The following is a 12,102-nucleotide window of genomic DNA, read 5'->3' as shown; positions in this document are numbered from 1 at the left end:
TGCGTCGCTGCAGGCGCCTTGCACAGCATCCGGTTCTGTTCTTCATAAATTCACAATAATTTCCCGAGCATTACTTACCAAGTCACGCGAGCACGGCGAAACAGCTCACTTTGCAGAAAATATTTTTTCAGCGGGCCGCCAGTTCGATGCGCACCACCTGATGGCCCCAGAAGCGCGTGACGGTATTGCGCCGCAGTTGCAGGCTGGCGCTGACGGCGTCGAGGATGGCGCTGACATCGGCCAGCGGGTAGGAACCGGACACGCGCAGGCTGGCGACGGCGGGCGCGCAGGCCAGCGGATGGTCGCTGTAGCGCGACAGCTCGGCGAGGAAATCGGCCAGGCGCATGTCGCGCGCCACCAGCATGCCGTCCAGCCAGGCGCCGCCATAAGGCGCCAGCGCCTGGCGGTGCAAGCCGCTGCCGTCGAAATGGGCGCCTTCCCCGGGACGCAGTACCAGGCGCTGGCCGCCGTCGTCGGCCAGCACGGCGACGGCGCCTTCGAGCACGCCGGCGCTGGCATATTGCTCGTGCAGGCGCACCGTGAAACGCGTGCCCAGCGCCTGCAGGCTGCCATGCGGCGTGTCGACGAAGAACGGCCGCTGTGCCGCATCCTTGCCGGTGGCGATGAAGATTTCACCGGCCAGCAGTTGAATGCGGCGCTGTTCGCCGTTGTAAACGATATTGACGGCGCTGCTGGTGTTGAGCGTGAGCCGCGTGCCGTCATCGAGGGTCACGACGCGGCGCTGGTTGACGGCCGTGCGGTAGTCGGCCGTCAACCAGCGCCATGGGCCGCGTCGTTCGAATGCATACAGCGAGGTGCCGCAGGCCAGCAGCAGGGCCAGCGTCTTGACGGCATGGCGGCGCGGCGCATTCGCCAGCACGCAGGCGCGCAGCAGGGTCGCCTGCATGGCGGGCGGCAGGTGTTCATGCTGCGTTTGCAGCTGCTGCCACGCTTGCGTGGCGCTGGCGGCACGCTGCAGATGGCGTTTTACTGTCGCCAGCGAGATGCCGAGCTGGCGCGCAATGTCTTCCTGCGGCAGCTCGTCGAGCTGGCGCAGTAAAAAAGCCCGTTTCACGGGAGGCGGCAGGCCGTCGAGCATGCGGTCGAGTTCAAACACGGTGGCCAGCAGCAGCGACCGTTCCTCGGGCGATGGCGCATGCCGGGGCAGCAGTTGCGCCAGCACGTCGAGGTAAGCCTCTTCAAGTTTCTGACGGCGGTAATGGTTGAACAGCACGCGCTGCGCCACGGTGGCGAGAAAGGCGCGCGGCTCGCGCGCGGCGACGGCGTCTTCGCGGTCGAGCAGGCGCACGAAGGTGTCATGCGCCATATCGGCCGCGCACGCCGTGCTGCCGAGTTTTTTGCGCAGCCAGCCCTGCAGCCAGCCATGGTGGTCGGCATACAGTGTCGCAATGTCCTGGCGTTGTAGCGGCTCTGCCAGCGGCATCGCATTCCCCTTGCATGGCCGGCCCGGCCGGATCGGTGGATTTAAACAATAATAAGAATCATTCTCACTTATTGTAACAAGCGGGGGCAGGGGCTGTAAATGACGGGGGCGGCGGGTGTGGTTTTTTGGCTTTGCGCTGTTGGGGGAAACGTCACGATGACCGGCAAAACCGTCGCGAGCGGAAGGGAGAGGCGGCCAAGAAGACTGCAGGCCGGATTAGCGCGCAAGCGCGTAATCCGACGCCAGCACTGGCGCTAACAATATTGTCGGATTACGCCCTATGGGCTAATCCGACCTACGCTTCTGATTGCACCCCAAAAGCAAGATCCGGGGTTGGGGTGAACGGGCCAGCCCTCAATAATTCATGGGTTCGCCCCTGAAGCAGCGGATCGCCGAATCGACCATGCCCTCGGCGCTACCCTGCAGGCTGTGCTGCTTGCGCAGGTATTGTGCGTCGCTCCACTGCTTGGCCACGTCCGACAGGTGTTTCAGGGCTGGCGTGCTGCCCAGCGCCTCGGCGTGCGGTTCCATCTTGCGCAGGGTGGTCATGATGTCTTCGCGCAGCGACATCGTTTCGTAGGTTTTCGGGTGAGTGATGGCGCCATCGAGGCCGAAGCGGCAAGCCTGGAAGCGGTTGTAGTTATACACGAGGTAGTCGTCTTCCACCGGCGGCGTTTCGCGGCGTTCGAGCAGGTAGCGGCACAGGGCCTGCAGGTAGGCAGCCAGCGCGGCGGCCCGCTCCACCGTCAGCGGCGTGTCGCACACGCGCAGTTCGATGGTGCCGAATTCCGGCTTGGGACGGATATCCCAGTAAAAATCCTTCATGCTCTTGATGATGCCCGTGTTCTCCATCTTGGCGAAATACTCGTTGGAGAACTGGTCCCAGCTGAGGGTGAACGGCGCGCGCCCGCTCATGGGAAACGCGAACACGGAGTTCAGGCGGGCCGAATCGAACAGGGTGTCGCGTCCCTGCACGTAGGGCGAGGAAGCCGACAGGGCGATGAAGTGGGGGATGTAGCGGTTCAGCGAATGCAGCAGGAACATGGCGTCGTCGCCCGAGGCGCAGCCGATGTGCACGTGCTGGCCGAAGATGGTGAACTGCTTGGCCAGGTAGCCGTACAGTTCCGAGATTTCCTGGAAACGGGGCTTGGAAAAGATCTTTTGCGACGACCATTGCTGGAACGGGTGCGTGCCGCCGCCCGCGATGCCGATATTGAGCTTGTCGCCGGCCGTGATCAAGGTGTCGCGGATTTCCTGCAACTGCTCCAGCAGGGGACCGTGATGCGTGTGCACGCTCGAGTTGATCTCGATCATGCTCTCGGTGATTTCCGGCGTGACGTTGCCGGGGAACGGTTTTTTATTCAGCAGATGCAGCAGGTCGGGGCTGGCGGCCGTCAAGTCATAGTCCGACAGGTTTACCAGTTGCAGTTCGAGTTCGACGCCGAAGGTCAGCGCGGCCGATTGGCCAAAGGGTTCCAGCGGCATTTAGCGCTCCTTGATTTCGTGGGTTTCTTTGGCCAGCATCAGCACGCGCTGCACCAGCACGGGGCCGACCAGTTCCAGGCCCAGGGTGATGGCGGCCAGGGCGTTCAATTCGTCGCCGAAGTTCACGCCATGCTGGCGCGCGTGTTCCAGCAGCAGGATGATGAAGACGGAGACGGGCGTCAGCGCCACGCCCGTCAGCACGCCCTTGCGCCAGGAAATGCCGCTCACATGCGAAAACGCGGCCACGCCGACGACCTTCGTCAGCAGGCGTCCGCCGACGACGGCCAGCGCCAGGCCCGCGCCGGCTGCCACGCTGGCCCATTCCAGGGTCGAGGCGGCATACACGAACAGCAGCACCGTCAGCAGCTCGCCCAGCGCGCCGAAATTGCGCTGCGCCTGGCTGAAGGCGACGCGTCGGTGGCGCGCCACCAGGCCGAAGGTGAGGGTGGCCAAGAGCGGCGACAGGCTGGTGGTGTAGGTGAGGGCGACGAGCAGCATCACCGACAGCGCGAACGCCACGGTGGCATCCTGCGCCATATTGCCCAGGCGGCGCAGCATGGCCGGCACGACGATGCCGAAGACGGTGCCGGCGGCCACGGAGGCGGCCAGCACGGCGGCGCTGCTGCTGCTCGCCTCGATCAGGTCAGTGGAACTCTGGAACATCCAGAAGCCGACGATGATATTGAACGTGAAGACGGCCAGCACGCAATTGAGGGCGGTGAGGTGGACGATGCGTTCCGTGACCTGGCCCGAGCTGCGTTCCTCGTTGATGACGCGCATGATGGTGGCCGGCGACGTGGACATGGCCAGGGACGCCAGCAGAAGCGCCGTCATCGAAGTGCTGCCGAATTCGATGCCGATGAAGTAGACGACGGCAAAGGTCAGCAGGGATTCCACCAGGCCCGTGACGGCGATCCAGGGATTGTTCTTCAGCCAGCGCAGGTTGATGCGGTAGCCCACCTCGAACAGGATCAGGCCGAAGGCCACGTCGGCCAGCACCAGCATGGGGCCGGCGTCCGTCTGCGGCAGGATGCCCACCTGCGTCTGCGCGAGGACGAAACCGATCACGCCGTAAAAACTGATGCGCGGCAGGCCAGTCCAGCGGTGGCCGAATTCGCCCACCACCCAGGCCAGGGTAATGGCGAACGGCCAGGACAGGTCGGCGGCGATCGAGATCAGACTTTGCATGCTCATTCCTTTGAAAATGGCGCTGGCACCGGCCGGCAGCACGGGGCTGGCGCGGCAATGTCGTGGTGCAGCGATGGTGCATTGTTTGCGCAGAGCGATGCGCCGATTCTACCGGAGCAGAAGGCGCGCACGATGTGCGCAATCGAACAGTGTCGCGGCCATGGCGGCCGCGCACAGGATGCAGCAGGTTGGGCAGGGCTGGTATCAGCGTATGGTACCCGCCCGCAGCGGAGATGCTCCGCACGGTAGTGCCGTGTCGCAGTGTACGGCATGGCGGCCCCCTGCCGCCATGGACTTTTTGTTGCGTGCCTTTATTTACTGAGCAGACGCATGCCCCGTTCCAGCCCGTCGATCGACAGGGGGAACATGCGGTTGTTCATCAGTTGCCGCATCACGCCGATCGACTGGCGGTACTGCCATAATCCCTCCGATTCAGGATTGAGCCAGATGAATTTCGGGAACGCCTGGGTAAAGCGGGCCAGCCACGTCGATCCCGCTTCCTCGTTGTTGTATTCGACGCTGCCGCCCGGTTGCAGGATTTCATAGGGGCTCATGGTGGCGTCGCCGACGAAAATCAGCTTGGTGTCGGGCGGATATTTGCGCAGCACGTCCCAGGTGGGAAAACGCTCGGCGTTGCGGCGCCGGTTGTTCTTCCACAGGTAGTCGTAGACGCAGTTATGGAAGTAAAAGAATTCCATGTTCTTGAATTCCGTCTTCGCCGCCGAAAACAGTTCCTCGGTGCGCTCGATATGGTCGTCCATGCTGCCGCCAACATCGAGCAGCATCAGCACCTTGATGCGGTTCTTGCGTTCGGGCCGCATCCTGATGTCGAGATAGCCCGCGTTATTGGCCGTGGCGGCGATGGTGGCGTCCAGCGCCAGTTCATCTTCCGCGCCTTCGCGCGCGAATTTGCGCAGGCGGCGCAGGGCCACCTTGATGTTGCGCGTGCCCAGTTCGCGCTCGCCGTCGTAATCCTTGTAGCTGCGCGCTTCCCACACTTTCACGGCCGTGCGGTTGCCGCCCTTGCCGCCGATGCGGATGCCTTCCGGGTTCGTGCCGCCATTGCCGAACGGCGACGTGCCGCCCGTGCCGATCCATTTGCTGCCTCCCTCGTGGCGCTCCTTCTGTTCCTTCAGCAGCTCGTTCAGGCGGTCCATCAGCTTGTCGTAGCCGAATTTCTCCAGCTGCGCCTTCTGCTCCTCGGACAGCTCGCGCTGCATGCGTTTGAGCAGCCAGTCGAGGGGAATCGCCGCGTTCGTGTCGAAGGCCGCGTTGACGCCCTTGAAGTACTGGGCAAATGCGCGGTCGAACTTGTCGAAATGGGCTTCATCCTTGACCAGGGTCAGGCGCGCCAGATAGTAAAAATCGTCCATCGAAGCGTCGATGACGTTCTTTTGCAGCGCTTCGAGCAGGGTCAAGAATTCCTTGATCGAGACGGGAATCTTGGCATCCTTGAGCGTGAAGAAGAAATCGATCAGCATGGCGCTTCCTCTGGCCCCGCGTCTCCCGCGCGGGGCAGCGCGGCGATGGGGCGCTGCGCCAGCTTGTAGCGCAAATGGGCTGCAATTTCCGGCCACTCGCCGCGCGTGATGCTGTACATGACGGTGTCGCGCACGGTGCCGTCGCGGCGCAGCGCATGGTGGCGCAGCACGCCGTCCTTTTTCGCGCCCAGGCGCTCGATGGCCGCCTGCGAGGCATGGTTGAAATTATCGGTGCGCAGGCCCACCAGCGCGCAGCCGAGCGTGTCGAAGGCGTGCGCCAGCAGCAGCAATTTGCAGGTGGTGTTGACGTGGCTGCGCTGGCAGCGCTTGGCATACCAGGTGTAGCCGATTTCCAGGCGCCCGATGGCTGGCACCACGTCGTGGTAGCTGGTGGTGCCGAGCACCTCGCCGCTGGCCACGTCGATGACGGCAAAGGCGAAGCGCGAAGGGCGCATCTCGATGCCCTTGAAAATGTACTGGTCCACCTGGTCCGGCTCGGGCACGGAGGTGACGCGCAGATTCCACAGCTCGCCGTCCGTGGCCGCCGCGCGCAAGCCGGGCGCGTGGTGCGGCGCCAGCGCTTCGAGGCGGATGCCGTGCAGTTCCAGGGGGACGAAGACCTTGTCCGGGCTGATGTCGTTCACCGGCGCTCCTTAGCGGTTGGTGCGCGACATGAACATCAGGCGCTCGAACAGGTGCACGTCCTGCTCGTTTTTCAGCAGCGCGCCGTGCAGCGGCGGCACGACTGCCTTGTTGTCCTTGCTGCGCAGCGCGTCAAAGGGGATGTCTTCGGCCAGCAGGAGCTTGAGCCAGTCGAGGAATTCCGATGTCGACGGTTTTTTCTTCAGGCCCGGCACGTCGCGCACTTCATAGAAGGTTTGCAGCGCCTGCGCCAGCAATTCCTGTTTCAGGTGCGGGTAGTGGACGGAGACGATCTGCTCCATCGTGTCCTTGTCCGGGAATTTGATGTAATGGAAGAAGCAGCGGCGCAGGAAGGCGTCCGGCAATTCCTTCTCGTTGTTCGAGGTGATGATGACGAGCGGACGGTGGCGCGCCGTGACCATTTCGCGCGTCTCATACACATAGAATTCCATGCGGTCCAGTTCGCGCAGCAGGTCGTTCGGGAATTCGATGTCGGCCTTGTCGATCTCGTCGATCAGCAGCACCACCGGCTCGGGCGCCGTGAACGCCTGCCACAACACGCCCTTGACGATGTAGTTCTGGATGTCGCGCACGCGCTCGTCGCCCAGCTGCGAATCGCGCAGGCGCGAGACGGCGTCGTATTCGTACAGGCCCTGCTGCGCCTTGGTGGTCGATTTGATATGCCATTGCATCAGCGGCATGTTCAGCGCGGCGGCCACTTCCTCGGCCAGCATGGTCTTGCCCGTGCCCGGTTCGCCCTTGATCAGCAGCGGGCGTTGCAGGGTCAGCGCCGCATTCACGGCCAGTTTCAGGTCGGCGGTGGCGACATAGCTGTCGGAACCTTCGAAGCGTTGGCCTTGCTGGGTGTGCTGTGCTTGCATGAGCGGTCTGCCAAAGTAGGGAAATGGTGAGTATAAACAGAACTGTGGCGCACTGCCACGCGGACGGCCTGTGCCTGCCTGCCTACAATGCGGGTTTTATAGGTGGACTTGCAAGAATATCTTGGCTAGAATCGGCAAGCAGCAGATTAATTGTCAACCTTAATTGTCAATACATAAAATCAATAAAAAACCAGCTCTGGCGTTTCTCCGATTACCTTTGTTCACATTGCCACTATGAAAAAAATATTTGCACTTCTCGTGCTTGCCGGCATAGCAAATGCCGTCACAGCGGCTGACATTGTAGGAAACGCCAAGGCAGCCCCTGCCAAGGTGGAAATGTGTATCGGCTGCCACGGCATTCCCGGTTACAAGGCAACCTTCCCTGAAGTATTTCAGGTGCCGATGATCGGCGGCCAGCCGGCAAAATATATCGAGAATGCGCTGCAAGCCTACAAGAAGGGCGACCGCAAGCACCCCAGCATGAAGGGCATCGCCAGCAGCCTGTCGGACCAGGATATCGCTGATGTCGCCGCGTATTATGCGCAACAAGCCAAGACGAACTGAGGACCAGCCAGATGAAAAAACTACTCGCCGCCCTCGTTTGCGCCACCGTCTCGTTCGGCGCCAGCGCCGCCGGCAATATCAACACGGGCAAGGCCCTGGCCGAAAAATACAGCTGCGCCACCTGCCACGGCAAGGATTACGGTTCGCCCATCGATCCGTCCTATCCGAAACTGGCGGGCCAGCACAAGGACTACCTGGAACACGCTCTGACGGCGTATAAACGGGGCGACAAGCCCAATGGCCGCAACAACGCCATCATGACGGGCCAGGTAAAACCGCTGAGCAACCAGGACATCAAGGACCTGGCCGCCTACTTCCACAGCCTGCCGAGCACCCTGGTCACTCACCGCTGAGCGGTATCGCAGGGTCTACTAGTTGTTCTGATACCTGACAAAACCGTAGCGAGCGGCGATGAGTTGTGGCCGAGACGCGGAGCTGTGCGAATGCACGGGGCCGCCGAGGCAGTGAGCATCGGAGGCCGCAAATCACGACGCGCAGTAGGTTTGGTCAGGCTTTCAAGCCCACCCGGCGCGCCAGCTTATGTAAATTGCTGGCGTCCAGCCCCAGCTGGCGCGCGGCAGCGGCCCAGTTATCCTGATGCAGGACCAGCGCTTGCCGGATGGCCTGGCGCTGGCTCGCTTCCACGATCTGATGCATGGACAGTAGCGGCGCCGCTGGCGTGCCGCACGCGGCTGGCGCCACTTGCGGCGCGTCCGCACCGGCCGGCGCTTCCAGCGCATCGAGGTCGAGCATATCCGTTTCCAGGGTCACGATGTCCTTGCGGTCCGCGCCGCGGATCACGGCTTTCAGCGCGGCCCGGCTGATCACATGTTCCAGTTCGCGCACGTTGCCCGGCCAGCGGTAATGGCACAAGGCGTTTTCCGCCGCGGCGGACAGGCGCAGGCTGCGCAAGCCCAGGCGCGCGCGGTTCAGTTCCAGGAAACCACCGGCCAGCAGCAGCACGTCATTACCCCGCTCGCGCAGCGGCGGAATCGGCACGGGATACACGGATAAACGGTGGTACAGGTCGGCGCGGAACGAACCGTCGCGCACATGCTCGCGCAGGCTGCGGTTGGTGGCGGCAATCACGCGCACGTTGACCCTGCGCGGCCGGTCCGCACCCAGGCGCTGGATTTCGCCATTTTGCAAGGTGCGCAGCAGCTTGGCCTGTATCGACAGCGGCAACTCCCCCACTTCATCGAGAAACAGGGTACCCCCTTCGGCCGCCTCGAAACGCCCGGGCCGGTCGCTGACGGCGCCGGAAAACGCACCGCGTACATGGCCGAACAATTCGCTCTCGGCCAGGGACTCGGGCAAGGCCGCGCAATTGACATGGATCAGGGGCTTGCCGGCGCGGCGCGACAGGCGGTGCAGGCGGTGCGCGCACAGTTCCTTGCCGACGCCCGTTTCCCCCAGCAGCAGCACGGGCAGTTCGGAATCGGCGACCACCTGCAATTCGTGCAGCAAGTGCGTGATGGCGCTGCTCTGGCCGACGAAATCGTGTTCCTCGCGCGGCGCTTGCGCATCGGCCAGCATGGCGCCGCCCGACAGGCGCAGGGCGCGGATTTCCGCCTCCAGGCGCGTGACGCGTACGGCCGCCTCGATGGCGCAGGCCAGCTCGCCCAGGTCGCGCTGCGCCTGCGTATCGAAAGTGCCTACCTGCAGCGCGTCGAGCGTGATCACGCCCCAGCGTTCGCCCTCCAGATCCAGCGCCATGCCCATGCAGTCGTGCACGGGCAGCGGCTCGCCGGCCCGCTCGGCGATCAGGCCATCGTAGGGATCGGGCAAGGAACTGTCGTGATGGAAGCACAGCACGCCGCGCCGCTGCAGGATGGCGGCCAGGCGCGGATGGTCGGCGACGGCGAAGCGGCGTCCCAGCGCGTCGCTGGCCAGGCCGGCCATCGCCACGGGGCGCAAGTGCTCGCCATCGAGCTTGAGCAAGGCCACGGCCTCGCAGCCGAAGTGGGCGCGCAGGCTGCCGACCAGGCGCTGCAGGCGCACGGCCACGGGCAGGTCGGCGACCAGGTCGGTGAGCAGCAGCAGGTGGATGGCAGTGGTGGTCATAAGTACCATGCAGGGTACAACGGACCATGCTTTAAAAGGGTCATACCGACCCTGCAATTTTCAAATCGTTGATTTAAAACAAGTTTTTCCTGGCACGTCGTTTGCCTAGGTAAGGGGGCCGAACCGGCATACAAGACCAAGGAAAGCTTGATGAAAACGACTCCCTCTCTCCGCGCCATTGCCGCCGCCGTCTGCGTACTGGCCATGCCCCTGTCCGTGCAAGCCCAGGCGAGCCTGCCGGCCAGCGCTGCCGCCACTGCGGCCAAACCCGCCGCCGCCACGCTCAAGCGCTATGAACTGCAAACCAATATCGTCGACGGCAAGATGGTGTTCATCGATGCCAAGGGCCAGGTCAATCCCGTGCTGGCGGCCAAGGTGGGCGACACGGTCGAACTCGTGCTGAAAAGCGGCGAAGGCGCCGAGCACGACCTGCTGATCCCGGAGCTCAATGTGGCCTCGGCCAAGTTCAGCGCCAATAGCGGCAGCACCACCGTGCGCTTCAAGGTCACGCGCGCCGGCACGTTCACCTATTACTGCTCGATTCCCGGCCACCGCCAGATCGGCATGGAAGGCAAGCTGGAAGTGAGCGGCACCTCGCTGGCTGAAGCCGGGGCACCGAAGGCTGCTGGCGCCGGCAGCGCTGCCAGCGAATCGAGCCAGGCCGCCGCGCTGGCCCTGTACACGCCCGCACCGTCGCCGATGCGCGGTCCTGATCCATCGGCCGTCAGCGTTGCAGCCAATCCGGCCTCCGTGCCGGCCGCCATCGGCGCGCGCGCGCCGCAAACCCTGAAATACCGCATGGAGACGGTGGAACTGCCGGGCAAGCTCGATGACGGCACCAGTTTTACGTACTGGACCTTCAACCGGCAAGTGCCCGGCCCGATGCTGCGCGCGAAGGTGGGCGACACGGTGGAACTGACCCTGTTCAATGCCAAGGACAGCAAGATGATCCACTCGATCGACCTGCACGCCGTGACGGGCGGCCATGGCGGCGGACAGCACACGCAGGTGGCGCCGGGGCAGGAAAAAACAGTCACCTTCAAGGCGCTCAATCCGGGCCTGTACGTGTATCACTGCGCCACGCCCCTGGTGCCGCAGCATATCGCGGCCGGCATGTACGGCATGATCCTGGTCGAACCGGAAGGCGGCCTGTCAAAAGTCGACCGCGAGTATTACGTGATGCAGGGCGAGATGTACACGGGCCGTCCGCACGGCGCGCCCGTGCACCAGGAACCGAACCTGGAAAAAATGGCCAATGAACTGCCCGACTACTACGTCTTCAACGGCGAAGTGGGCGCCTTGAGCAAGACGCACAAATTGCAGGCGAAAGTCGGCGAGACGGTGCGCATCTATTTCGGCGTCGGCGGCCCGAACAAGATTTCATCGTTCCACATCATCGGCGAGATATTCGACAAGGTGTACAGCGAAGGCTCGATCAGCAGCCCGAAACACGACGTGCAAACCACCCTGGTGGCACCGGGCGGCGCGACCATCGTCGAACTCAAGGTACAGCATCCGGGCAGCTATCTGCTGGTCGACCATGCCTTGTCGCGCGCCGGCAAGGGCGCCGTGGGCGTGCTGGAAGTGACTGGCGAACCCGTGCCCGGCGTCTACCACGCGGGCGCCCGCCAATAAACCCTATTCATCATCAAGGAACTGTTATGGAAATGATCGACCAATCACTGGGCCAACTGGCTCGCCGCATCCCTGGCGCCACGCGCCTGTTCGATGCGCACCGCCTGGATTTCTGCTGCGGCGGCAACAAGACCCTGCGCGCAGCGGCCGAAGCGGCCGGCGTGGACACGGCGCCCATCGTCGAGGAACTGCGGCTGCTGGCAGGGCGCGCAGATACCAGCGGCGAGCGTGACTGGCAGGAAGCCTCGGCCACCGAGCTGGTGGAACACATCCTGGCGCGCTACCACGCCGTGCACCGCGAGCAGCTGCCCGAGCTGATACGCCTGGCACGCAAGGTCGAGCAGGTGCATGGCGAGCGCGCCGACTGTCCGCACGGGCTGGCGGAACACCTGTCGGCCATGGCGCAGGAGCTGGAAAGCCATATGCGCAAGGAAGAAGACGTGCTGTTCCCTATGATCGTGCGCGGCCAGGGGCCCCGGGCCGGCGCGCCCATCAACGTGATGCGCATGGAGCACGACGATCATGGCGTGGCCTTGCGCGCCATGGAGGCGATGACGAACGATATCACCGCGCCGGCCGGCGCCTGCACCACCTGGCGCGCGCTGTACACGGGCTTGCGCACCTTCCGTGCCGACCTGATGACGCACATCCACACTGAAAACAATATCCTGTTCGAGCGCTTTGCGCCGGCCGTGGTGCACTGACAAAGGAAAGACCC

General features: G+C 63.6%; 11 protein-coding genes and 1 pseudogene. 4 read left to right on the top strand and 8 right to left on the bottom strand.

Annotated elements, in window-relative coordinates; translation table 11 throughout:
* Nucleotides 1-127: 127 nt before the first annotated feature.
* From CSQ92_RS29430 to CSQ92_RS17185, 7 genes and pseudogenes are all read right to left on the bottom strand, one after another.
* Nucleotides 128-907 (bottom strand): FecR family protein, encoded by a 780-nt coding sequence (locus tag CSQ92_RS29430; protein WP_244965494.1) that lies wholly within the window; start codon nucleotides 905-907, stop codon nucleotides 128-130.
* A gap of 54 nt (nucleotides 908-961) precedes the next feature.
* Nucleotides 962-1,444 (bottom strand): annotated as a pseudogene (locus CSQ92_RS29425) (sigma-70 family RNA polymerase sigma factor); the annotation flags it as partial.
* Between the two features lie 354 nt (nucleotides 1,445-1,798).
* On the bottom strand, nucleotides 1,799-2,929 hold the full coding sequence (locus CSQ92_RS17205; protein WP_034780287.1) for a YbdK family carboxylate-amine ligase: 1,131 nt from the start codon (nucleotides 2,927-2,929) through the stop codon (nucleotides 1,799-1,801).
* Nucleotides 2,930-4,117 (bottom strand): cation:proton antiporter, encoded by a 1,188-nt coding sequence (locus CSQ92_RS17200; RefSeq protein WP_034780723.1) that lies wholly within the window; start codon nucleotides 4,115-4,117, stop codon nucleotides 2,930-2,932.
* 311 nt (nucleotides 4,118-4,428) lie between these two features.
* A complete protein-coding gene (locus CSQ92_RS17195; protein ID WP_070256030.1) occupies nucleotides 4,429-5,598 on the bottom strand; it encodes a vWA domain-containing protein in 1,170 nt (389 codons plus the stop codon).
* Nucleotides 5,592-6,242: a GNAT family N-acetyltransferase gene (locus CSQ92_RS17190; protein WP_099394873.1), complete on the bottom strand. Its 651-nt coding sequence runs from the start codon at nucleotides 6,240-6,242 to the stop codon at nucleotides 5,592-5,594. The genes CSQ92_RS17195 and CSQ92_RS17190 overlap by 7 nt, the downstream gene beginning before the upstream one ends.
* A gap of 9 nt (nucleotides 6,243-6,251) precedes the next feature.
* Complete coding sequence (locus CSQ92_RS17185; protein WP_099394872.1) at nucleotides 6,252-7,121, bottom strand: AAA family ATPase; 870 nt, start codon at nucleotides 7,119-7,121, stop codon at nucleotides 6,252-6,254.
* A gap of 234 nt (nucleotides 7,122-7,355) precedes the next feature.
* Between CSQ92_RS17185 and CSQ92_RS17180 the strand changes: the two genes are divergently transcribed.
* Nucleotides 7,356-7,685 (top strand): c-type cytochrome, encoded by a 330-nt coding sequence (locus CSQ92_RS17180; protein ID WP_034746524.1) that lies wholly within the window; start codon nucleotides 7,356-7,358, stop codon nucleotides 7,683-7,685.
* 11 nt (nucleotides 7,686-7,696) lie between these two features.
* A complete protein-coding gene (locus CSQ92_RS17175) occupies nucleotides 7,697-8,038 on the top strand; it encodes a c-type cytochrome (protein WP_034780283.1) in 342 nt (113 codons plus the stop codon).
* A gap of 154 nt (nucleotides 8,039-8,192) precedes the next feature.
* Here CSQ92_RS17175 and norR read toward each other — a convergent pair whose 3' ends face one another.
* On the bottom strand, nucleotides 8,193-9,749 hold the full coding sequence (gene norR, locus CSQ92_RS17170) for a nitric oxide reductase transcriptional regulator NorR (protein ID WP_099394871.1): 1,557 nt from the start codon (nucleotides 9,747-9,749) through the stop codon (nucleotides 8,193-8,195).
* Between the two features lie 150 nt (nucleotides 9,750-9,899).
* Between norR and nirK the strand changes: the two genes are divergently transcribed.
* Nucleotides 9,900-11,384 (top strand): copper-containing nitrite reductase, encoded by a 1,485-nt coding sequence (gene nirK / locus CSQ92_RS17165; protein WP_070281580.1) that lies wholly within the window; start codon nucleotides 9,900-9,902, stop codon nucleotides 11,382-11,384.
* 26 nt (nucleotides 11,385-11,410) lie between these two features.
* Nucleotides 11,411-12,088, top strand: a complete 678-nt coding sequence (gene ytfE / locus CSQ92_RS17160) for an iron-sulfur cluster repair protein YtfE (protein ID WP_099394870.1) — start codon at nucleotides 11,411-11,413, stop codon at nucleotides 12,086-12,088.
* Nucleotides 12,089-12,102 lie beyond the last annotated feature (14 nt).

The organism is Janthinobacterium sp. BJB446 (genome assembly GCF_002735655.1).
Taxonomy (GTDB): domain Bacteria; phylum Pseudomonadota; class Gammaproteobacteria; order Burkholderiales; family Burkholderiaceae_D; genus Janthinobacterium; species Janthinobacterium lividum.
This window is presented reverse-complemented; position numbering and strand designations above follow the sequence as displayed.